Raw genomic sequence first — 21,855 nt, forward strand, 5'->3', positions numbered from 1 at the left:
TGATTTGTGAAGGTTTATGCGCGGACCAGCAAATAGGTCGCGTAATCGGGAATGCGATGTGAATGCGCCTGATCCATCAACGGGCTGCTGAGCAGGTAGTCGGCGCTGCATTCATTGCAGGCGACGGGAATGTTCCAGACTGCCGCGACCCGCAGCAACGCCTTGATGTCCGGGTCGTGGGGCTGCGGTTCGAACGGGTCCCAGAAGAACACCAACATGTCGACCCGCTGTTCGGCGATTCGCGCGCCGAGTTGTTGGTCGCCGCCCAATGGGCCGCTGATCATGCTTTCCACGGGCAGGTCGAGGCGTTGTTGCAATAACAAACCCGTGGTGCCGGTGGCGACCAGTTCATGTTGCGCGAGTTTGTCTTTGTGCCGCTCGGCCCAGTCCAGCAAAAACACTTTGCAGTGGTCATGGGCGACCAGGGCGATGCGTTTGCGCGCGGCGACGGTTTTTTGCGTGAAGCTGATACCGATCATGGGGTGTTCCGTAGGCAGGTTACCGACGATGGTGTTCATGAGGCCGCCATCGCCAGCAAGCCGGCTCCTACAGGGGATCGGGTACGCCGCAACCTTGTAGGAGCCGGCTTGCCGGCGATAGCGATCTCGAGGCCGCCATCGCCAGCAAGCTGGCTCCTACAGAATCGGGGACGACGTAACCCCTGTAGGAGCCGGCTTGCTGGCGATAGCGGTATCACGGACGCCAACTTACTCAGCGTTGCACAGCGCCAGGCAGTTATCGAGCATGCGGTTGGAGAAGCCCCATTCGTTGTCGTACCAGGCCAGAACCTTGAGCAGCTTGCCGCTGGACTTGGTGTGGTTGGCGTCGAAGATCGACGACAGCGGGTTGTGGTTGAAATCGCTCGAGACCAGCGGCAACGTGTTGTAGCCCAGAATCTTCGAATGCTGGCTGGCTTCCTTCAGCAGCGCATTCACTTCATCGGCCGACGCCTCGCGTTTCAGTTGCACGGTCAAGTCCACCAGCGACACGTTGATCACCGGCACACGCACGGCCATGCCGGTCAGTTTGCCCGCCAGTTCCGGCAGCACCAGGCCGACCGCTTCGGCCGCACCGGTCTTGCTCGGGATCATGTTCTGGGTGGCCGAACGGGCGCGGTACGGGTCGGTGTGGTAGACGTCGGTCAGGTTTTGATCGTTGGTGTAGGCGTGGATCGTGGTCATCAAACCACTTTCGATGCCCAGTTCGCGGTGCAGCACCTGGGCCACCGGGGCCAGGCAGTTGGTGGTGCACGACGCGTTGGAAATAATCTGGTGCGATTGGCGCAGAATGTCGTGGTTCACCCCATACACCACGGTGGCGTCGGCGCCTTTGGCCGGTGCAGAGATGATCACTTTGCGCGCGCCGGCCGTAATATGCGCGGCGGCTTTGGCCCGGTCGGTGAACAAACCGGTGCATTCGAACACGACATCAATCTTTTCCGCAGCCCACGGCAGCTCGGCCGGGTTACGAATGGCGCTGACGGAAATCCGGTCGCCGTTGACAGTCAGGCTTTCCTGATCGTGCTGGACATCGGCGTCGAACGTGCCGTGAACAGTGTCGTACTTGAGCAGATGAGCGTTGATCGAGCTGTCGCCCAGGTCATTGATTGCAACGATCTGCAAATCCTGGCGGTAGCCTTGGGTATACAGTGCGCGAAGGACGTTGCGGCCGATACGGCCAAAACCATTGATTGCGATTCGAAGAGTCATTTAACAGGGCCGCCGTCGTTTTGTTGTTGGAATTACAAGATTATTCGCATAAAAATAGAAAACAAGCCTTTTTAGTGGCAATATTTTGTTCAATCTACAACGAGTGACCTGAATCAACTGGTCCGAATGATCAAGAAAGCCGTTTGTCATCCCATCAACAACGGCTCTTGTTCAGCATAGACAATCAGGTCGCCACATCCGTTAGCCTGGAGTTCTACACATGCATCCCCGCGTCCTTGAGGTCACCGAACGGCTTATCGCCCGCAGCCGCGCAACCCGCGAGGCTTACCTTGCGCTCATTCGCGGTGCGGCCAGCGACGGTCCGATGCGCGGCAAGCTGCAATGCGCCAACTTCGCCCACGGCGTGGCCGGTTGCGGCACCGAAGACAAGAACAGCCTGCGAATGATGAACTCCGCGAACATCGCGATTGTTTCGTCATATAACGACATGCTCTCGGCGCATCAGCCGTACGAAGTCTTTCCTGAACTGATCAAAAAAGCCCTGCGCGAAATCGGCTCCGTCGGCCAGTTCGCCGGCGGCACCCCGGCGATGTGCGATGGCGTGACCCAAGGCGAGCCGGGCATGGAACTGAGCCTGCCAAGCCGTGAAGTGATCGCGCTGTCCACCGCTGTTGCCCTTTCTCACAACATGTTCGATGGCGCGCTGATGCTCGGCATCTGCGACAAGATCGTGCCGGGCCTGATGATGGGCGCGTTGCGCTTCGGTCATCTGCCGATGATTTTCGTACCGGGCGGGCCGATGGTCTCGGGCATTTCCAACAAGCAGAAAGCCGATGTGCGTCAGCGCTATGCCGAAGGCAAGGCCTCGCGCGAAGAGCTGCTGGAATCGGAAATGAACTCCTACCACAGCCCTGGCACCTGCACCTTCTACGGCACCGCCAACACCAACCAGTTGCTGATGGAAGTCATGGGCCTGCACTTGCCGGGCGCCTCTTTCGTCAACCCTAACACGCCGTTGCGCGATGCCCTGACCCGCGAAGCGGCGCATCAGGTCACGCGCCTGACCAAGCAGAATGGCAACTTCATGCCGATCGGCGAAATCGTCGATGAGCGTTCGCTGGTCAACTCCATCGTGGCACTGAACGCCACCGGCGGTTCGACCAACCACACCTTGCACATGCCGGCGATTGCCATGGCGGCGGGCATTCAACTGACCTGGCAGGACATGGCCGACCTCTCCGAAGTCGTGCCGACCCTGAGCCACGTCTACCCGAACGGCAAAGCCGACATCAACCACTTCCAGGCGGCGGGCGGCATGTCGTTCCTGATCCGCGAACTGATGGAAGCCGGCTTGCTCCACGAAAATGTCAACACGGTTCTGGGCCACGGCCTGAGCCGTTACACGAAGGAACCGTTCCTCGATAACGGTGAGCTGGTATGGCGCGAAGGCGTCACCGACAGCCTCGATGAAACCATCCTGCGCCCGGTGGCGCGTGCGTTTTCGCCCGAGGGCGGCTTGCGCGTGATGGAAGGCAACCTCGGTCGTGGCGTGATGAAAGTCTCGGCGGTCGCCTTGGAAAACCAGATTGTCGAAGCACCGGCGATGGTGTTCCAGGATCAACAGGATCTGGCCGACGCGTTCAAGGCCGGTTTGCTGGAGAAGGACTTTGTCGCGGTGATGCGCTTCCAGGGGCCGCGCTCCAACGGCATGCCGGAACTGCACAAGATGACGCCGTTCCTCGGCGTGCTGCAGGATCGCGGTTTCAAAGTCGCGCTGGTCACTGACGGGCGCATGTCCGGTGCCTCGGGGAAAATCCCGGCGGCGATTCACGTCAGCCCCGAAGCTTACGTGGGCGGCGCTTTGGCGCGAGTCCAAGAGGGGGATATCATCCGCGTCGATGGCGTCAAAGGCACTTTGGAGCTTAAGGTGGACGCCGAAGAATTCGCAGCGCGCACGCCGGCCAAGGGCCTGTTGGGCAACAACATTGGCACCGGTCGCGAGCTGTTTGGTTTCATGCGCATGGCCTTCAGCTCCGCAGAGCAGGGCGCCAGCGCCTTTACTTCTGCCCTGGAGACGCTTAATTGAAACTGGCTTTGGTCGGTGACATCGGTGGGACCAACGCACGTTTCGCGTTGTGGAAAAACCAGCAGCTGGAATCGGTCCAGGTGCTGGCAACGGCAGATTTTCCCAGCCCGGAAGAGGCGATCAGTGTCTATCTGAACGGGCAGGGGCTGGCGCCGGGTTCGATTGGTTCCGTGTGCCTGTCAGTGGCCGGCCCGGTGAGCGGTGATGAATTCAAGTTCACCAACAATCACTGGCGCCTCAGTCGCAAGGCGTTCTGCCAGACCTTGCAAGTGGAGCAACTGCTGCTGGTCAACGACTTCTCGGCGATGGCGCTGGGCATGACCCGTTTGCAGCCGGGCGAATTCCGCGTGGTTTGCGAAGGTACGCCGGAACCGTTGCGCCCGGCGGTGGTGATTGGTCCGGGCACGGGGCTGGGCGTCGGTACTTTGCTTGATCTCGGCGAAGGGCGTTTTGCTGCATTGCCGGGCGAGGGTGGTCACGTCGATTTGCCGTTGAGCAGTCCGCGTGAAACTCAGTTGTGGCAACACATCTTCAGCGAGATCGGGCATGTCAGCGCTGAAACGGCGTTGAGTGGCAGCGGCTTGCCGCGCGTCTATCGGGCGATTTGCGCGGTGGACGGGCACACACCTGTGCTCGAAACGCCGGAAGCGATCACCGCCGCCGGCCTGGCGGGTGATCCGATTGCGCTGGAAGTGCTGGAACAGTTCTGTTGCTGGCTCGGTCGCGTGGCGGGCAACAACGTGCTCACCACGGGCGCGCGCGGTGGTGTGTTTATCGTCGGTGGAGTGATTCCGCGGTTTGCCGATTTTTTCCTCGAAAGCGGTTTTGCGCGGTGCTTTGCCGACAAGGGTTGCATGAGCGACTACTTCAAGGGGATTCCGGTGTGGCTGGTGACGGCGCCGTATTCCGGGCTGGTGGGTGCGGGTGTGGCGCTCGATCAGGCTTGAAGCCGCGTCGCAACCTTCGCGGGCAAGCCTCGCTCCTACGGAAGCACCGAAGCAACCTGTAGGAGCGAGGCTTGCCCGCGAAGAGGCCGGAACAGACACATAGATTTATGATCGATCAGGCATAATCCGCCCAATTCAAACAACAAGGACGCCGCCCCGTGAGCTCAGTCAACAAGTCGATTTTGTTGGTCGATGACGATCAAGAGATACGCGAGTTGCTGGACACCTACCTGACCCGCGCGGGTTTCCAGGTACGTACCACGCCCGACGGCGCCGGTTTCCGCCAGGCGTTGAACGATGCGCCGAGCGATCTGGTGATCCTCGATGTGATGCTGCCCGACGAAGACGGCTTCAGCCTCTGTCGCTGGATTCGCCAGCACCCGCGTCAGGCGCAAGTGCCGATCATCATGCTCACCGCCAGCTCCGACGAAGCCGACCGCGTCATCGGCCTGGAACTGGGCGCCGACGACTACCTCGGCAAACCCTTCAGCCCTCGTGAATTGCAGGCGCGGATCAAAGCCTTGTTGCGTCGTGCGCAATTCGGCCAGGAGCGTTCCGGCAGTGAAGTGCTGGCCTTTGATGACTGGCGACTGGACATGGTCAGCCATCGGCTGTTCCACATCGATGGCGAAGAAGTGATTCTCTCCGGCGCCGATTTCGCCCTGCTGAAACTGTTCCTCGATCACCCCCAGGAAATCCTCGACCGAGACACCATCGGCAACGCCACCCGTGGACGCGACCTGATGCCTCTCGACCGAATCGTCGACATGGCCGTCAGCCGTTTACGCCAACGCCTGCGTGATACCGAAAAACCGCCACGACTGATTCGCACCGTGCGCGGCAGCGGTTATCAGTTGGCGGCCAATGTGGTTGCCAGCAATGGTCACTGAGGTTTTGCGCAAGCTCGCGGCAAAGATTCCGGTCCCGCGTTCGCTGCTCGGGCGGATGCTGCTACTGACCTTGCTGGCCGTGTTGTTCGCGCAGACGTTGTCGAGCGTGATCTGGGTCTCGCAATTGCGTGCCACGCAGCTCGAAGGCCTGGTCACCAGCGCCCGCAGCCTTGCCCATTCGATGACCGCCAGCGTCAGTTACTTTCGCTCGTTGCCGGTGGCGTTCAGGCCGCTGGTGCTCGATCAGTTGCGCAGCATGGGCGGCACCCGTTTCGTGGTGACCCTCAACGACAAACCCTTGGGCATGGAAGTGCTGCCGATCACGCCGCGCAAAGAGGCGGTGCTCAAAGCCGTGGACGAAGTGCTGCGCCAGTCGCTCGGACAGGACACCGATATCTCGGTGACCTTCGTCAGCCCCGAAGACCTGCGGATCTTCAACGGTGGCCTGAAACTGGATGAGCTGCCGCGTTCCTGGGCGCATTACGCACTGACCCTTGAACCGGTGAATCCGCCGGTGCTGGTCACGCAAATCCAGATGGCGCCGGGCGAATGGCTGTACATCGCCTCGCTGTTGCCCGAGCCCTACACCAGCCTTGAAGAGCAAGGCCTGCCAGCGCAGCAAGTCTGGTTCATCGTCCTCACCAGCGGCTTTTTGCTGTTGTTCATCGGCTTGCTGGTGCATTGGCAGAGCCGGCCGCTCAAGCGTTTGGCGCGGGCGGCGCGGGATATGTCCCTCGGGGCGGAAGTCGAGCCGGTGGCGGAGGGCGGCGGCAGTGAAGTGGTCGAAGTGGGGCGCGCCTTCAATGCGATGCGCGAACGTATCAGCCGTTACCTGACTGAACGCAGCCAGTTGTTCAGCGCGATTTCCCATGATTTGCGCACGCCGATTACCCGCTTGCGTCTGCGTGTCGAATTGCTTGAGGACGAAAAGCTGCAAGCCAAATTCGGTCGTGATCTCGATGAATTGGAGCTGCTGGTCAAAGGTGCGCTGCAATGCGTGAAAGACACTGACATTCACGAAAACATCGAACAGGTGGACCTCAACCATGTGCTCGATTGCCTGGTGGAACCGTATCTGGCGCCTAACGGCAACGGTCGCGTGACCCAGCAGGGTCGGGCGCTGGCGGCGTATCCGGGCAAACCGCTGGCGCTCAAGCGCTGCATCGGCAACCTGATCGACAACGCCTTGAAGTACGGTCAGAACGCGCACCTGCACATCGATGACGACGAGAACGCGTTTGTCCTGCATGTCGATGACGAAGGGCCGGGTGTGCCGGAGCAGCGGCTGGAGCAGGTGTTCGAGCCGCACTTTCGTCTGGCCGGGCAGCAGCAGGGTTATGGCTTGGGGTTGGGCATTGCGCGCAACATTGCCCATAGCCATGGCGGGGAAGTCAGCCTGCAAAACCTGCGTGAGGGTGGGTTGCGGGTGACGCTCCAATTGCCTCGATCAATCGACTGACACACAACCCTGTAGGAGCCGGCTTGCTGGCGATAGCGGCGTGCCTGACACACCGCGTTATCGTTGATCGCCAGCAAGCCGGCTCCTACAAAAGCAAATAGGCGCCACGCCCTGCAATTGTCACGGCTTGGTGACATAACTCGCCCCCTTCGTTACAAGCCCGCCACCGCCCGTTGTTTAGACTGCCCGCAGTCATAACAACAAAAAAGGCACCCCATGGACACCTTCCAACCCGCGTTCAGCAGTTGGCTGAACGCACCGTCCCATCAGCAATGGCTCGCCGCCGAAGGCTTGCGCCTGCTGGCATTCGCCAAGGCTTCGAAGCTTCCCGAGGGCTTCGGCAATCTCGATGAAAAAGGCTGTCTCCCGGCCAACGCCCACGCTGAAACCATGAACACCGCGCGCATGACCCACAGCTTCGCCATGGCGCACATCCAGGGCCTGCCGGGTTTCGCCGAGCTGGTGGATCACGGCATCAATGCCCTTCGCGGGCCGTTGCGCGATGCTGAGCATGGCGGCTGGTTCGCCACCGCGCATCCTCTTGACGACAACACCGGCAAGGCCGCGTACCTGCACGCCTTCGTTGCCCTGGCCGCCAGTTCCGCCGTGGTGGCGCAGCGTCCCGGCGCACAGGCCTTGCTTGATGACGCGATCCACATCATCGACACGTATTTCTGGAGCGAGGAGGAGGGCGCAATGCGCGAATCCTTCAATCGCGACTGGCGTGAAGAGGAAAGTTATCGCGGCGCTAACAGCAACATGCACGCCACCGAAGCCTTCCTGGCACTGGCCGATGTCACGCAAGACAATCGCTGGTTGTGCCGTGCGCAACGGATCGTCGAGCGCGTGATCCATGGTCACGCAGCCGCCAACGATTACCTGGTGGTCGAGCATTTCGACCGCGACTGGCAGCCGTTGCGCGACTACAACCACGACAACCCGGCCGACGGTTTCCGTCCTTACGGCACAACGCCAGGCCACGGCTTCGAATGGGCCCGACTGTTGCTGCACCTCGAAGCTGCGCGAGTACAGGCCGGGATGCTGACGCCCGGTTGGCTCGCGAGCGACGCGCAAAAACTCTTCGAGCACAACTGCCGCCACGGCTGGGATGTCGACGGGTTACCCGGGATTGTCTACACCCTCGATTGGGATAATCGCGCGGTGGTTCGCCATCGCTTGCACTGGACCCATTGTGAAGCCAGCGCCGCCGCCAGCGCGCTGCTTAAACGCACGGGCGATGAGCAATATGAAACCTGGTACCGACTGTTCTGGGAATTTTGTGACAGTCATTTCATCGACCGCTGCGAGGGCAGTTGGTATCACGAGCTCGATCCGCAGAACCGTCCGAGCGCCGATATCTGGGCCGGCAAACCCGATCTCTATCACGCCTGGCAAGCCGTGTTGATTCCGCGCCTGCCGTTGGCGCCGAGCATGGCCAGTGCCTTGGCGAGTCTGTCCCAGAGCGGTTCTATGTAACCATGCGGTGACATTCACGCGTCCCTTCGTTACCTGCGAAGGGATGACTCCTGTTTAAAATCCTATGCAGCGCAAGCACCAGACTTGCATGCATAACAACAAGAAAGGTACTACTAGATGAATGCGATTTCTCGCCTCGCTACTGTCATTTCTCTCGCGTCGCTGCTTCCCCTCAGTGCATTTCCCCTCAGTGCCCTTGCCGCCGATTCCAAAGGTTCGGTGGAAGTTGTTCACTGGTGGACGTCGGGTGGTGAAAAAGCAGCGGTCGATGTCCTCAAGGCCCAGGTCGAAAAAGACGGCTTCACCTGGAAGGATGGCGCAGTCGCCGGTGGTGGCGGTTCCACGGCCATGACCGTACTGAAAAGCCGCGCTGTCGCCGGTAACCCGCCAGGCGTTGCCCAGATCAAAGGCCCGGACATCCAGGAGTGGGGCAGCACTGGCCTGCTCAGCACCGACACCCTGAAAGACGTTTCCAAGTCCGAAGGCTGGGATAACCTGCTGATCAAGAAAGTCTCCGACACCGTCAAATACGAAGGCGACTACGTGGCCGTTCCGGTGAACATTCACCGTGTGAACTGGCTGTGGATCAACCCGGAAGTGTTCAAGAAAGCCGGGATCGACAAAGCACCGACCACCCTCGAAGAATTCTACGCCGCCGGCGACAAGCTCAAAGCCGCCGGCTTCATCGCGCTCGCCCACGGTGGTCAGCCTTGGCAGGACAGCACCGTGTTTGAAGACGTGGTGCTCTCGGTCATGGGCGCTGACGGTTACAAAAAAGCGCTGGTAGACCTGGATCAGAAAACCCTGTCCGGGCCGGAAATGACCAAGTCGTTCACCGAGCTGAAAAAACTCACCGGCTACATGGACCCGAACCGCGCCGGTCGTGACTGGAACATCGCTGCCGCCGACGTCATCAACGGCAAGGCCGGTATGCAGATGATGGGCGACTGGGCGAAAAGCGAATGGACTGCGGCGAAGAAAATCGCCGGCAAGGACTACCAGTGCGTGCCGTTCCCGGGCACCGAAAAAGCCTTCACCTACAACATCGACTCGATGGCTGTATTCAAGTTGAAAGCTGATCGCAAGGGTGACATCGCCGCCCAGCAAGACCTGGCCAAGGTTGCTCTGGGTACCGATTTCCAGAAAGTCTTCAGCATCAACAAGGGGTCGATCCCGGTCCGTACCGACATGCTGAACGAGATGGACAAGCTCGGTTTCGACGCCTGCGCTCAAACCGCCGCCAAGGACTTCCTGGCGGACGAGAAGACCGGCGGCCTGCAACCAAGCATGGCGCACAACATGGCCACTTCCCTGGCCGTGCAAGGCGCGATCTTCGATGTGGTCACCAACTTCATGAACGACAAGGACGCTGACCCGGCCAAGGCCAGCGCCCAACTGGCATCGGCTGTCAAAGCCGCCCAGTAATCCCTGAGGCCGCGGGCTCGCCTGCGGCAATTTTCTGGGACCGTTCCCCTTGTAGGAGCGAGGCTTGCCCGCGAAAGCAGTCTGACATTCAACAGAGTTGTCGACAGTTACGCCGCCTTCGCGGGCAAGCCTCGCTCCTACAGATACTCACTTCTCCAATGGATTATCCCGATGAGCTCTGTGGCGGTTTTCAGCAAAGCCTCACCGTTCGATGCGCTGCAACGCTGGTTACCCAAGTTGGTACTCGCGCCAAGCATGCTCATCGTGTTGGTTGGTTTCTACGGTTACATCATCTGGACATTCGTACTGTCCTTCACCAATTCCAGCTTCATGCCGAGCTACAAATGGGTCGGCCTGCAGCAATACATGCGCCTGATGGACAACGATCGCTGGTGGGTCGCGAGCAAGAACCTCGCGCTCTTCGGCGGCATGTTCATCGGCATCAGCCTGGTATTGGGCGTGTTTCTCGCGGTGCTGCTGGACCAGCGCATTCGCAAGGAAGGCTTCATCCGCACCGTTTACCTGTACCCGATGGCGCTGTCGATGATCGTCACCGGTACCGCGTGGAAATGGCTGCTCAACCCAGGCCTGGGCCTGGACAAGATGCTGCGTGACTGGGGCTGGGAAGGCTTCCGTCTCGACTGGCTGGTGGATCAGGATCGCGTGGTGTACTGCCTGGTGATCGCTGCCGTGTGGCAAGCCTCCGGGTTTGTGATGGCGATGTTCCTGGCCGGTCTGCGCGGTGTCGATCAATCGATCATCCGTGCCGCACAAGTCGACGGTGCGAGCCTGCCGACCATCTATTTGAAGATCGTCCTGCCGAGCCTGCGCCCGGTGTTTTTCAGCGCCTTCATGATCCTCGCGCACATCGCGATCAAGAGCTTCGATCTGGTGGCGGCGATGACGGCGGGCGGTCCCGGCTACTCGTCCGACCTGCCGGCGATGTTCATGTATTCCTTCACCTTCAGCCGTGGCCAGATGGGCATCGGTTCGGCCAGCGCCATGCTGATGCTCGGTGCCGTGCTGACCATCCTCGTGCCGTACCTGTACTCCGAGCTGCGAGGCAAACGCCATGACTAATCAACTCGGAAAACCGACGCTGAGTTTCAGCCGCATTGCGATTTACGCCACGCTTCTGCTGGCCGCTGCGGTGTACCTGATTCCGCTGATCGTGATGCTGCTGACCAGCTTCAAATCCCCGGAAGACATCCGTACCGGCAACCTGCTGAGCTGGCCGACCGTCATTGACGGCATAGGCTGGATCAAGGCCTGGGACGTGGTCGGCGGGTACTTCTGGAACTCGGTGAAAATCACCGTGCCGGCGGTTTTGATCTCGACCTTCATCGGTGCCATGAACGGCTACGTGCTGTCGATGTGGCGCTTCCGTGGCTCGCAGTTGTTCTTCGGTCTGCTGCTGTTTGGCTGCTTCCTGCCATTCCAGACCGTGCTGCTGCCGGCGTCGTTCACCCTCGGCAAGTTCGGCCTGGCCAACACCACCACCGGTCTGGTGCTGGTGCACGTGGTCTACGGCCTGGCGTTCACCACGCTGTTCTTCCGCAACTACTACGTGAGCATTCCGGATGCGCTGGTCAAGGCTGCACGCCTGGATGGCGCAGGCTTCTTCACGATTTTCTGGAAGATCCTGCTGCCGATGTCGATCCCGATCGTGATGGTCTGCCTGATCTGGCAGTTCACCCAGATCTGGAATGACTTCCTGTTCGGTGTGGTCTTCGCCAGTGGCGATGCCCAGCCAATTACCGTGGCCCTGAACAACCTGGTCAACACCAGCACCGGGGCCAAGGAATACAACGTTGATATGGCCGCCGCGATGATCGCCGGGCTGCCGACACTGCTGGTCTACATATTCGCTGGCAAGTATTTCCTGCGTGGGCTGACGTCCGGCGCGGTCAAGGGGTAGAAACATGGCAACTCTCGAATTACGCAACGTCAACAAGACCTACGGCGCCGGTTTGCCGGACACCCTGAAAAACATCGAACTGAAGATCGATGACGGGGAATTCCTGATCCTGGTCGGTCCGTCGGGCTGCGGTAAATCCACGCTGATGAACTGCATCGCCGGCCTGGAAAACATCAGTGGCGGCGCGATCCTGGTGGATGACGCCGACATCAGCGGCATGAGCCCGAAAGATCGCGACATCGCCATGGTGTTCCAGTCCTACGCGCTGTACCCGACCATGAGCGTGCGCGACAACATCGCCTTCGGCCTGAAGATTCGCAAAATGCCCGCCGCCGAAATCGACGAAGAAGTCGCTCGCGTCTCCAAGCTGTTGCAGATCGAGCACCTGCTCAGCCGCAAGCCCGGCCAGCTCTCCGGCGGTCAACAGCAGCGTGTGGCGATGGGCCGTGCCCTGGCGCGGCGGCCGAAGATTTACCTGTTCGACGAACCGCTGTCCAACCTCGACGCCAAGCTGCGCGTCGAGATGCGCACTGAAATGAAACTGATGCACCAGCGCCTGAAAACCACCACGGTCTACGTGACCCACGACCAGATCGAAGCGATGACGCTGGGCGACAAAGTGGCGGTGATGAAGGACGGGATCATTCAGCAGTTCGGCACGCCGAAAGACATCTACAACAACCCGGCCAACCTGTTCGTGGCGAGCTTCATCGGTTCGCCACCGATGAACTTCATTCCCCTGCGCTTGCAGCGCAAGGACGGTCGTCTGGTGGCGCTGCTCGACAGCGGTCAGGCGCGCTGCGAATTGCCGTTGGGCATGCAGGACGCCGGTCTGGAAGATCGCGAAGTGATCCTCGGCATGCGCCCGGAGCAGATCGTGCTGGCGGGCAGCGAGCCGAATGGTTTGCCGACTATTCGCGCCGAAGTGCAGGTCACCGAACCGACCGGTCCGGACACGCTGGTGTTCGTCAATCTGAATGAAACCAAAGTCTGCTGCCGCCTGGCGCCGGACGTTGCGCCGGCCGTGGGCGAGACCCTGACCCTGCAATTCGATCCATCGAAAGTGCTGCTGTTCGATGCCAAGACCGGGGAGCGCCTGGGGGTGGCCGGTCAACCGCAAGCTGAGACACGAGCTGCCAACGTTACCCAATTCAAAGGCCGATGAAGATCAAATGTAGGAGCCGGCTTGCTGCGGGCGGCGTTCCGACGATAGCGGCGTGTCATTCAACGCAAATGTCGACTGACACACCGCCATCGCCAGCAAGCCGGCTCCTACAAGGGGGATATGCGGTGGGCGGCCTGTCGCGCATCGCAACTGATGTAACCGCGTTAGATAAAAACAGTTAATAACAATAAAACGAGGATGTAGGGATGAAGAAGAACAACAACGCTCAGCTTATCTGCCAGTTGTCGGCAATTGCGGCAATGATGCTGGCCGGTAGTGTGCACGCGGCTGACGCGTTCAGCGCTGATTCCGAATGGATGACCGGTGATTGGGGTGGTGAGCGGACCAAGCTGATCGAGCAAGGCATCGACATCAAGATGGACTACGTCGGTGAAGTGGGCGGGAACCTTCACGGCGGCTACAACAACGACAAGACAGCGCGTTACGCCGACCAGTTTGGTTTGGGCGTGGCACTGGACCTGCAAAAACTGTGGGGCTGGGATAACACCCAGGCGAAGATCCAGCTGACCAACCGTAACGGCGAGAACATCTCCAATGACCGTGTCGGCGACCCGCGTGCCGGCACCTTGAGTTCTTCCCAGGAAGTCTACGGTCGCGGCCATATGGTCCGTCTGACCCAGCTGTGGATCAAGCACCAGTTCCTCGACGGCAAACTGGACGTCAAGGCCGGTTACTTTGGCGAAGGCGAAGACTTCAACACCTTCCCTTGCGAGTTCCAGAACCTGGCGTTCTGCGGTTCCCAAGTGGGTAACTGGGCGACCAACATCTGGTACAACTGGCCGATCAGCCAGGCCGCGATCCGCGTGAAGTACAACATCTCGCCTGAGTTCTATGCGCAGATCGGCGCGTACAACCAGAACCCGACTCAACTGGAGCACGGTAACGGCTTCAAGCTAAGCGGCAGTGGTACAGAAGGCACCGTGTTGCCGGTGGAGCTGGTCTGGTTGCCTAACCCTAACAACCTGCCGGGCGAATACCGTGTCGGTTACTACAAAAGCACGGCCAATGCCGATGACGTTCGTGAAGACGACAACGGTGCTGATGCAGCCACCAGCGGCAACGCCTACCGCAGCCACAACAGCAAGTCCGGCTACTGGTTCGTGGCGCAGCAACAGCTGACCGACCACAACGGTGACAAGAGCCGCGGCCTGACCGTTTCGGCCAACGCCACGTTCCACGACAAGGACACCAACTTCGTCGACAACTACCAGTCGTTGATGTTTGTGTACAAAGGCCCGTTCGATGCTCGTCCGAAAGATGACGTCGGTATCGGTTTCGCGCGTATCCATGTCAACGATGACGTGAAGAAAAACGCCGAGCTGGTCAACGCCGCCAACAATGTCACGGACTACAACGATCCACGGTTCTCGCCACTGCGTACCACCGAGTACAACTACGAGATCAACTACGGCTTCCACGTTACCAACTGGCTGACCGTGCGTCCTAACCTGCAATACATCACTCACCCGGGCGGTGTGGATGAAGTCGATAACGCGCTGGTCGCCGGCCTGAAAATTCAGTCGGTGTTCTAACGCTGTTGCGATAAGCTCCTCTCTATGTGCGCATTTTTGCGGACAGCCTAGGCTGTCCGCTTTTTTTTGGGGGCGGCACACCCCGGTGACAGCTGATTTTCAGGACCGTGGCACATGCATGAGCATCCGCTACAACGCTTCTTCAAATCCTTGCGCGAACGTCCGGTGTTTGCGTGGGAGCGCTATCAGATGCGCGACGTTTTGGTGATCGATCACCCGCTGTGTCAGGCGGTGTTCAGTCGTCAGGGCGCGCAGTTGCTGCATTTTCAGCCCAAGGATCAGAAGCCCTGGCTCTGGTGCGCGGCGAAGTGGCCGCATGTCGGTGCGATTCGTGGCGGCGTGCCGGTGTGCTGGCCGTGGTATGGCCGCCATCCGAGCGAAAACGCCTGGCCGTCCCATGGTTGGGCACGCTTGCTGGACTGGAAGCTGCTCGACAGCCGTCATGACGACGACGGCGTGCGCCTGCACTGGCAATTGCAGTTGTGCGACTGGCAAGTGGACCTGCATGCGCACCTTGGCGAACGCATGGAGTTGCGCCTGAGCACCGAGCATCAGGACAGCCTGCCGTGCCAATTGAGCCAGGCATTGCACGCCTATTGGCGTATTGGTGATGTCGGTGAGATAGCGCTGTCTGGGCTCGACGGAGCGCACGGTTACGACCAGTTGAACCGCCAGGTTTGTCAGCAGGAAGGCGAGTTGCGGGTAGAGGGTGGCTGCCAGCGGGTGTTCCAGCATGACGGCGAATTGCAGCTCAAGGACCACGCGTGGCAGCGGGAATTGTGCATCGATACCGGGGATGATGCGGACACGGTGGTCTGGCACCCGGGGACGCGTCCATTGCTGGGGGTGAGCTGGAATGAGATTTCCGAGTTTGTGTGTGTCGAGGCGGCGAGCGGCGGGACCGATAGCCTGAGCCTGGCGCCGGGGCAGAAAGCGCATTTGAGTTTGCAGGCGCGGGTGGGTGCTTGATTCAGCTGTGTTGCGGCTGACGCCTTCGCGGGCAAGCCTCGCTCCTACAGGTCACCCTGAACCTGTAGGAGCGAGGCTTGCCCGCGAAGACGGACTATCAGCCGACAAACTACTCAAACCTGATTAATTAAACTCATCCCCAATCGGATACCGACTCGCATTCAAACTCTCTTTGATCTTGCGCAAATGCGGCTGGAAATCCACGCCACGGCGCAACGTCATGCCGGTCGCCAGCACGTCCAGCACGGTGAGCTGAATGATCCGCGAAGTCATCGGCATGTAGATGTCGGTGTCTTCCGGTAGTGGGATGTTCAGGCTCAAGGTACTGGCCTTGGCCAGCGGCGAACCTTCGGCGGTCAAGCCGAGCACCGACGCGCCGTTTTCCCGGGCGATACGCGCCACTTCCACCAGTTCGCGGGTGCGGCCGGTGTAGGAAATGATCACGAACAACTCGCCGGTGTGGGCCACCGAGGCAATCATGCGCTGCATCAGCACGTCCGCATGGGCGGTGACGGCCAGGTTAAAGCGGAAGAATTTGTGCTGCGCATCCAGCGCCACCGGGGCTGAGGCGCCGAGGCCGAAGAAGTGAATCTGCCGGGCCTGGATCAGCAAGTCGACGGCGCGGCTGATCAGGTTCGGGTCCAGCGCCTGCAAGGCACTGTCCAGCGACGCGATGGCGCTGCCGAAAATCTTCTTGGTATAGGCTTCCGGATTGTCGTCGGCCTCGACCGCGCGGCTGACATACGCCGCGCCACTGGCCAGGCTCTGGGCGAGCTGAAGCTTGAGTTCCGGGTAGCCGCTGACGCCGAACGAACGGCAGAAACGGTTGACCGTCGGCTCGCTGACCTTGGAGGCCTGGGCGAGGGCGGCGATGCTGAACCGGGTAGCCTGCTGTGGGTTGAGCAGGATCACTTCGGCGACTTTGCGTTCCGCCTTGTTCAGGTCTTCAAGGCGATTCTGGATCTGTTCCAGTAAATTTCGCACGCGGTCCATATGATTTCCTTGGTGCACCTACAAGAGTGCACTGCGATGCAAATAAGGGTGTTGCTATGCAAATTGGGCCTTTGATAGGGCCCCAAGCGGTGGCCTATCCTACTGATGGCTCCAACCGACCACCACTCGGAATCTGTATTTTGCGAAAATGTTGTGGTTATTACTACATTTTCTCTTGAGCGATGCCTTGAAAAAAGGTATTTGTAGCTTAACTTGATAAAAGAACAAACATCATGCCTTCGATTACGGTTGAACCGTGCACCTTTGCCTTGTTCGGCGCGCTTGGCGATCTGGCCCTGCGCAAGCTGTTTCCTGCCCTCTATCAACTCGATGGCGCAGGCCTGCTGCACGAGGACACGCGCATCATCGCGCTGGCCCGTGAGCCCGGTAGCGAACAGGAGCATCTGGCGTTCATCGCTTCCGAGCTGCGCCGCTACGTCGGTGCCAAAGAGCTGGACGAGGCGGTGGTCGAGCGCTTCCTGTCTCGTTTGAGCTACCTGCACGTCGATTTCCTCAAGGCTGACGATTACGTAGCCCTTGCCGAACTGGCTGGCAGCGCCCAGCGGGTGATTGCCTACTTCGCCACGCCGGCCGCCGTTTATGGCGCGATCTGCGAGAACCTGGCGAAGGTCGGTCTGGCCGAGAACACCCGCGTAGTGCTGGAAAAGCCTATCGGTTCGGACCTCGAATCCTCGCGCAAGGTCAACGACGCCGTGGCGCAGTTCTTCCCGGAGAACCGCACCTACCGCATCGACCACTACCTGGGCAAAGAGACCGTTCAAAACCTCATTGCCCTGCGTTTCGCCAACAGCCTGTTCGAAACCCAGTGGAACCAGAATTACATTTCCCACGTGGAAATCACCGTGGCCGAGAAGGTCGGGATCGAAGGCCGCTGGGGCTACTTCGACAAGGCCGGTCAGCTGCGGGACATGATCCAGAATCACCTGCTGCAACTGCTCTGCCTGATTGCCATGGACCCGCCGGCCGACCTGTCCGCCGACAGCATCCGTGACGAGAAAGTCAAAGTGCTCAAGGCGCTGGCGCCGATCAGCCCGGAAGGCCTGACCACGCAAGTGGTGCGCGGCCAGTACATCGCCGGTTACAGCGAAGGAAAATCAGTTCCTGGCTACCTGGAAGAACCGAATTCCAACACCCAGAGCGACACCGAAACCTTCGTCGCCCTGCGTGCCGACATCCGCAACTGGCGTTGGGCCGGCGTGCCGTTCTACCTGCGTACCGGCAAGCGCATGCCGCAAAAGCTGTCGCAGATCGTCATCCACTTCAAGGAACCGTCGCACTACATCTTCGCCCCGGAGCAGCGCCTGCAGATCAGCAACAAGCTGATTATCCGCCTGCAACCGGACGAAGGTATTTCCTTGCGTGTGATGACCAAAGAACAAGGCCTGGACAAGGGCATGCAGCTGCGCAGCGGTCCGTTGCAGCTGAATTTTTCCGACACCTGGCGCAGCGCACGGATCCCCGATGCCTACGAGCGGTTGTTGCTGGAAGTGATGCGTGGCAATCAGAACCTGTTTGTCCGTAAAGATGAAATCGAAGCTGCGTGGAAGTGGTGTGACCAGTTGATCGCCGGGTGGAAAAAATCCGGTGATGCGCCCAAGCCGTACGCGGCCGGGTCCTGGGGACCGATGAGCTCCATTGCTCTGATCACGCGGGACGGGAGGTCGTGGTATGGCGATATCTAATTTGCAATTGCCGCAGGGCGTCAGCGCCCATGCGTTCAAAAGCCCGGTGCTGCTGGCCGAAGGCCTGGCACTGCAGGTGGCCAGGCAACTGAGCGATGCGATTGATGCTCAAGGCACGGCCACGCTGGTGGTGTCCGGCGGGCGCAGTCCGGTGGCGTTTTTCCAGCACTTGGCCAAGCAGTCGTTGGACTGGTCGAACGTGGTGGTCAGCCTGGCGGACGAGCGCTGGGTGCCGGTTGAACATGCTGACAGCAATGCCGGTCTGCTCAAGCGTTACCTGTTGCAAGGCCCGGCGGCGAAGGCTCAGTTCCTGAGCCTGTACAGCGCCACCGCGAACCTGGAGCACGCGGCCGAACAGGCTGATCGCCTGCTCGCCGAGCTGCCGGCGATTGACGTGCTGGTGCTGGGCATGGGCGACGATGGCCACACCGCGTCGCTGTTCCCGAACAGCCCGAACCTGGCCGACGCCTTGAAAGTCGACGGCAAGCGTCGTTGCTACCCGATGCTGGCGCCAACCGTGCCGCATCAGCGCCTGACCATGAGTCGTGCGCTGCTGGCCTCGGCCAAACACAAGATTCTGTCGATTTCCGGTCAGTCCAAGCTGACCACCCTGAGTTTCGCGCTGGCCGGTGACGATGTCGCCGAAATGCCGGTGCGCGCCTTTCTGCAACCCACGTTAGAGATTTACTGGTGCCCATGAGCCAAGGAACAGCCGCTATGACAACCCCATCCCCGACCGTTTCCATGGCGGACAAAGTTGCCCTGATCGACAGCCTCTGCGCCAAGGCGCGGATTCTGCCGGTGATCACCATCGCTCGCGAACAGGACGTGCTGCCATTGGCCGACGCCCTCGCGGCCGGTGGCCTGACAGCCCTGGAAGTGACCCTGCGTTCGCAGTTCGGCCTCAAGGCCATCCAGATCCTGCGCGAGCAGCGTCCGGAACTGGTGACCGGTGCCGGCACCGTGCTCGATCGCCAGATGCTGGCCGCTGCCGAAGCCGCCGGTTCGCAATTCATCGTGACGCCGGGCATCACCCGTGACCTGCTCGAAGCCAGTGTCGCCAGCCCGATTCCACTGCTGCCAGGCATCAGCAACGCCTCGGGCATCATGGAAGGCTACGGTCTGGGCTATCGCCGCTTCAAGCTGTTCCCGGCGGAAGTCAGCGGCGGCGTTGCGGCAATCAAAGCCTTGGGCGGCCCGTTCGGCGAAGTGAGATTCTGCCCGACTGGCGGCGTCGGCCCGGCCAATATCAAGAGCTACATGGCGTTGAAAAACGTGATGTGCGTGGGCGGTAGCTGGATGCTTGATCCGGAGTGGATCAAGAACGGCGACTGGGCCCGCATTCAGGAATGCACCGCCGAGGCCTTGGCGCTGCTGGACTGACCTGCTTTTACCCAACACTTCGTTGTGTGTTCTACGGCTTTACGGTGCGCTTGGTCGGTGCACCGTTTTTTTTTGCCCGCAAAAAAACTGATCCTGTAGGAGCGAGCGGTGCGGCGGTCCGACTTGCCCGCGAAGGCGTCAGCCCAGTCACATCCGATGCTGACTGTACCGACGCCTTCGCGGGCAAGTCGGACCGCCGCACCGCTCGCTCCTACAGAGACATCATGCGATACATAGTTACCGCATCTCGCCGCTGATCCAGCGTTAACCTGCGTTCATCTTATGGAAGAGAGAACGTCATGGACGACAACACCTCAGTTACATCGGCACAACCGGCTTACCTGCTGTCACCCGAACAGATCGCCGGTCCGTATTTTCGCAACCCGAAACTGATCAGGCGGAACATCAGCGAAGGCCTGGACGGCATTCCTCTGGTGCTGCGGCTGACGATCATCGATGCGATGACCCGTGAGCCCGTCAACGGGGCCATCGTCGATATCTGGCATTGCAATGCCCGCGGCGCCTATTCGGGGTGGAGCAAAGTCAACCCGGACAAGGAAGTCGATGTCGGCGATATCGGCGCGATCCCGCGTACCGACGACGACACGTATCTGCGCGGCGGGCAATTCACCGACCAGAAGGGCATCGTGCGTTTCACCACGATCTATCCGGGGTTCTATGCCGGTCGCGCGCTGCACATACACGTCGCGATTCGAGTGACCGCCGGCAACAACTATCTCGAAGAGCGCCACGTTGCCTGGGTCGGCCAACTGTACTTTCCTGAAGTGGCCTCGCGCTCGGTACTCAATGCCAGGGAGTACAGCGGCCGAACCGTCACCGCGCTGACCAACGACGAGGACTATTTCTACAACACCATGGGCGGCGAAGCCTCGACCCTGAACGTTCACACCCTCGGTCGAGATTCGAAAGAAGACGGTTTTTTCGGGCAGATGACCATTGGCATCGACACGTTCGCGATTTCATCACAGATCATGCCGGAGGACTTCGACAAGTACACCGTGTGATGTCAGCGCAGCTCGTTCAGTGCCGCGCTCAGCGCATCCATGTCGGCTGCGGTGGTGGTCAGCCCCGGCGTAATGCGGATGCACGGACCACTCGCTGCACCGCTGCGCGCCACGGTAAACAGGTTGAAGTCCTTGAGCAGCCGCCCAGCCATTGCTTGCTGGTCGGTATGCCGGGTAAAGCGCATCGAGGTGATGCCGCAATACAGTCGCGGATCATCCGGGGTCATGACGTCGATGCCCGGCAAATCGCGTACGGCGCTGACCCAGCGGTTGCGCAGGTAATTGAGCCGAGCGCCCTTGGCGGCGGAACCGCCCATCGCCCGATGTTCTTCGAACACCAGCGGCAGGGTTAGCAACGCCGGAATGTTGGGTGTGCTGTACGGCGTGCGGGCGCGAATGTCGGTGATCGGGAAATGCATCTCGCCCATGTCCGGGTCGATGTCGGCGAGGCGCTCCGGGGCGATGTAGATGAAGCCCAGGGTCAGCGGCGCACCGATCCACTTGTGCAGGTTGAAACCGGCGAACGCGATGCCGAGGTCATCGAGATTGAACTCGATCTGGCCGAGCGCATGGGCACCGTCGAGGATCACGTCGATCCCGTGCTCCCTGGCGGCGGCCGCAATCGCCTGCACCGGCATCACCAGGCCGGTGCGGTGAGTGACGTGAGTCAGGGCCATCAATTTGAGCTTTGGGTAACGCACGAAGGCGTCGCGGTAAGTCGCCAGCAGGCTGTCGAAACTGGCGGGGTGGGCGTGTTCGATCTCGATCACTTCCACGCCGCGATGCCGGGCCAGCCAACGCATGGCGCCTTTGACCGTGTCGTATTCCAGGTCGCAGATCAGCACCTGGTCACCGGGTTGCAGGCGATTGTAATTGCGGATCAGCGATTGCAAGCCGTCCGAGGCGTTGCGGGTGAAGGCGACGGATTCGGTTGTTACGCCCATCAGGTCGGCGAGACGTTCCACGATCGCCAGGTTTTCACCCTGTTCGAAACGCTGGCGCACATGCACCGAGTTGCCGCGATTGATGAGTTCGATGTTGCGCTGGTATTCCTCGACCACCGTGCGCGACATGCGGCCGAAGTAACCATTCTCGAGGTTGATCGGGCCGGGTTCGACGGCATAGCGGTCGGCAAAGGTTTGCCAGAACATTTCATCACGGGCACGGCGGGTGTTATCGGGCATGGGGACGGC

19 protein-coding genes are annotated in these 21,855 nt (G+C 60.3%); 15 read left to right on the top strand and 4 right to left on the bottom strand.

Annotation, left to right across the window (positions count from 1 at the left end):
- Positions 1 to 14 precede the first annotated feature (14 nt).
- Complete coding sequence (locus tag ACYZUC_RS26895; RefSeq protein WP_461996771.1) at positions 15 to 479, bottom strand: methylglyoxal synthase; 465 nt, start codon at positions 477 to 479, stop codon at positions 15 to 17.
- Positions 480 to 707: 228 nt separating this feature from the next.
- Positions 708 to 1,709 carry a type I glyceraldehyde-3-phosphate dehydrogenase gene (gene gap, locus ACYZUC_RS26900; RefSeq protein ID WP_150634027.1) on the bottom strand — a complete coding sequence of 334 codons (1,002 nt, stop codon included), beginning with the start codon at positions 1,707 to 1,709 and terminating at the stop codon, positions 708 to 710.
- 220 nt (positions 1,710 to 1,929) lie between these two features.
- Between gap and edd the strand changes: the two genes are divergently transcribed.
- From edd to ACYZUC_RS26955, 11 genes are all read left to right on the top strand, one after another.
- A complete protein-coding gene (edd, locus tag ACYZUC_RS26905) occupies positions 1,930 to 3,756 on the top strand; it encodes a phosphogluconate dehydratase (RefSeq protein ID WP_461991510.1) in 1,827 nt (608 codons plus the stop codon).
- A complete protein-coding gene (locus ACYZUC_RS26910; RefSeq protein ID WP_461991512.1) occupies positions 3,753 to 4,703 on the top strand; it encodes a glucokinase in 951 nt (316 codons plus the stop codon). Before edd ends, ACYZUC_RS26910 begins: the two co-directional genes overlap by 4 nt.
- A gap of 158 nt (positions 4,704 to 4,861) precedes the next feature.
- A complete protein-coding gene (locus ACYZUC_RS26915) occupies positions 4,862 to 5,593 on the top strand; it encodes a response regulator (RefSeq protein ID WP_008031015.1) in 732 nt (243 codons plus the stop codon).
- Positions 5,583 to 7,052, top strand: coding sequence for an ATP-binding protein (locus ACYZUC_RS26920; RefSeq protein ID WP_008031017.1), 1,470 nt, complete (start codon positions 5,583 to 5,585; stop codon positions 7,050 to 7,052). Before ACYZUC_RS26915 ends, ACYZUC_RS26920 begins: the two co-directional genes overlap by 11 nt.
- Positions 7,053 to 7,268: 216 nt before the next feature.
- A complete protein-coding gene (locus ACYZUC_RS26925; RefSeq protein WP_461991514.1) occupies positions 7,269 to 8,528 on the top strand; it encodes a D-mannose isomerase in 1,260 nt (419 codons plus the stop codon).
- Positions 8,529 to 8,645: 117 nt separating this feature from the next.
- Positions 8,646 to 9,953 carry an ABC transporter substrate-binding protein gene (locus tag ACYZUC_RS26930; RefSeq protein WP_461991516.1) on the top strand — a complete coding sequence of 436 codons (1,308 nt, stop codon included), beginning with the start codon at positions 8,646 to 8,648 and terminating at the stop codon, positions 9,951 to 9,953.
- 171 nt (positions 9,954 to 10,124) lie between these two features.
- Complete coding sequence (locus tag ACYZUC_RS26935) at positions 10,125 to 11,033, top strand: carbohydrate ABC transporter permease (protein WP_084319029.1); 909 nt, start codon at positions 10,125 to 10,127, stop codon at positions 11,031 to 11,033.
- Complete coding sequence (locus ACYZUC_RS26940; protein ID WP_084319031.1) at positions 11,026 to 11,871, top strand: carbohydrate ABC transporter permease; 846 nt, start codon at positions 11,026 to 11,028, stop codon at positions 11,869 to 11,871. Before ACYZUC_RS26935 ends, ACYZUC_RS26940 begins: the two co-directional genes overlap by 8 nt.
- A 4-nt stretch (positions 11,872 to 11,875) precedes the next feature.
- Positions 11,876 to 13,036, top strand: a complete 1,161-nt coding sequence (locus ACYZUC_RS26945; protein ID WP_461991519.1) for an ABC transporter ATP-binding protein — start codon at positions 11,876 to 11,878, stop codon at positions 13,034 to 13,036.
- A 206-nt stretch (positions 13,037 to 13,242) separates the two neighbouring features.
- A complete protein-coding gene (locus ACYZUC_RS26950) occupies positions 13,243 to 14,589 on the top strand; it encodes a carbohydrate porin (RefSeq protein ID WP_461991521.1) in 1,347 nt (448 codons plus the stop codon).
- Between the two features lie 114 nt (positions 14,590 to 14,703).
- Complete coding sequence (locus tag ACYZUC_RS26955) at positions 14,704 to 15,558, top strand: D-hexose-6-phosphate mutarotase (protein ID WP_461991523.1); 855 nt, start codon at positions 14,704 to 14,706, stop codon at positions 15,556 to 15,558.
- 123 nt (positions 15,559 to 15,681) lie between these two features.
- Here the strand turns inward: ACYZUC_RS26955 and ACYZUC_RS26960 are convergent, their stop codons facing one another.
- Entirely contained in the window at positions 15,682 to 16,542 is an 861-nt protein-coding gene (locus ACYZUC_RS26960) for a MurR/RpiR family transcriptional regulator (RefSeq protein ID WP_177318169.1), read from the bottom strand.
- Between the two features lie 242 nt (positions 16,543 to 16,784).
- Here ACYZUC_RS26960 and zwf point away from each other — a divergent pair, with 242 nt between their 5' ends.
- The 4 genes from zwf to ACYZUC_RS26980 all read left to right on the top strand — a co-directional run bounded on the left by zwf (position 16,785) and on the right by ACYZUC_RS26980 (position 20,662).
- Complete coding sequence (zwf, locus tag ACYZUC_RS26965) at positions 16,785 to 18,254, top strand: glucose-6-phosphate dehydrogenase (RefSeq protein WP_192229118.1); 1,470 nt, start codon at positions 16,785 to 16,787, stop codon at positions 18,252 to 18,254.
- Positions 18,241 to 18,954 (top strand): 6-phosphogluconolactonase, encoded by a 714-nt coding sequence (gene pgl, locus ACYZUC_RS26970; protein WP_461991525.1) that lies wholly within the window; start codon positions 18,241 to 18,243, stop codon positions 18,952 to 18,954. Before zwf ends, pgl begins: the two co-directional genes overlap by 14 nt.
- A gap of 17 nt (positions 18,955 to 18,971) precedes the next feature.
- A complete protein-coding gene (locus ACYZUC_RS26975) occupies positions 18,972 to 19,637 on the top strand; it encodes a bifunctional 4-hydroxy-2-oxoglutarate aldolase/2-dehydro-3-deoxy-phosphogluconate aldolase (RefSeq protein ID WP_461991527.1) in 666 nt (221 codons plus the stop codon).
- A gap of 299 nt (positions 19,638 to 19,936) precedes the next feature.
- Complete coding sequence (locus ACYZUC_RS26980; RefSeq protein ID WP_461991529.1) at positions 19,937 to 20,662, top strand: intradiol ring-cleavage dioxygenase; 726 nt, start codon at positions 19,937 to 19,939, stop codon at positions 20,660 to 20,662.
- Positions 20,663 to 20,664: 2 nt separating this feature from the next.
- Here ACYZUC_RS26980 and ACYZUC_RS26985 read toward each other — a convergent pair whose 3' ends face one another.
- A complete protein-coding gene (locus tag ACYZUC_RS26985) occupies positions 20,665 to 21,846 on the bottom strand; it encodes an aminotransferase class V-fold PLP-dependent enzyme (RefSeq protein WP_461991531.1) in 1,182 nt (393 codons plus the stop codon).
- Between the last annotated feature and the right edge of the window lie 9 nt (positions 21,847 to 21,855).

The sequence above is a fragment of the Pseudomonas sp. GT1P32 genome (genome assembly GCF_054897805.1).

Excerpts from the sequence above, each read along its gene's own strand:
- ACYZUC_RS26895 (WP_461996771.1), bottom strand. The coding sequence starts at position 479 with ATGATCGGTATCAGCTTCACGCAAAAAACCGTCGCCGCGCGCAAACGC.
- gap (WP_150634027.1), bottom strand. The coding sequence starts at position 1,709 with ATGACTCTTCGAATCGCAATCAATGGTTTTGGCCGTATCGGCCGCAAC.
- edd (WP_461991510.1), top strand. The coding sequence starts at position 1,930 with ATGCATCCCCGCGTCCTTGAGGTCACCGAACGGCTTATCGCCCGCAGC.
- ACYZUC_RS26920 (WP_008031017.1), top strand. The coding sequence starts at position 5,583 with ATGGTCACTGAGGTTTTGCGCAAGCTCGCGGCAAAGATTCCGGTCCCG.
- ACYZUC_RS26925 (WP_461991514.1), top strand. The coding sequence starts at position 7,269 with ATGGACACCTTCCAACCCGCGTTCAGCAGTTGGCTGAACGCACCGTCC.
- ACYZUC_RS26930 (WP_461991516.1), top strand. The coding sequence starts at position 8,646 with ATGAATGCGATTTCTCGCCTCGCTACTGTCATTTCTCTCGCGTCGCTG.
- ACYZUC_RS26935 (WP_084319029.1), top strand. The coding sequence starts at position 10,125 with ATGAGCTCTGTGGCGGTTTTCAGCAAAGCCTCACCGTTCGATGCGCTG.
- ACYZUC_RS26940 (WP_084319031.1), top strand. The coding sequence starts at position 11,026 with ATGACTAATCAACTCGGAAAACCGACGCTGAGTTTCAGCCGCATTGCG.
- ACYZUC_RS26945 (WP_461991519.1), top strand. The coding sequence starts at position 11,876 with ATGGCAACTCTCGAATTACGCAACGTCAACAAGACCTACGGCGCCGGT.
- ACYZUC_RS26950 (WP_461991521.1), top strand. The coding sequence starts at position 13,243 with ATGAAGAAGAACAACAACGCTCAGCTTATCTGCCAGTTGTCGGCAATT.
- ACYZUC_RS26955 (WP_461991523.1), top strand. The coding sequence starts at position 14,704 with ATGCATGAGCATCCGCTACAACGCTTCTTCAAATCCTTGCGCGAACGT.
- zwf (WP_192229118.1), top strand. The coding sequence starts at position 16,785 with ATGCCTTCGATTACGGTTGAACCGTGCACCTTTGCCTTGTTCGGCGCG.
- pgl (WP_461991525.1), top strand. The coding sequence starts at position 18,241 with ATGGCGATATCTAATTTGCAATTGCCGCAGGGCGTCAGCGCCCATGCG.
- ACYZUC_RS26975 (WP_461991527.1), top strand. The coding sequence starts at position 18,972 with ATGACAACCCCATCCCCGACCGTTTCCATGGCGGACAAAGTTGCCCTG.
- ACYZUC_RS26980 (WP_461991529.1), top strand. The coding sequence starts at position 19,937 with ATGGACGACAACACCTCAGTTACATCGGCACAACCGGCTTACCTGCTG.
- ACYZUC_RS26985 (WP_461991531.1), bottom strand. The coding sequence starts at position 21,846 with ATGCCCGATAACACCCGCCGTGCCCGTGATGAAATGTTCTGGCAAACC.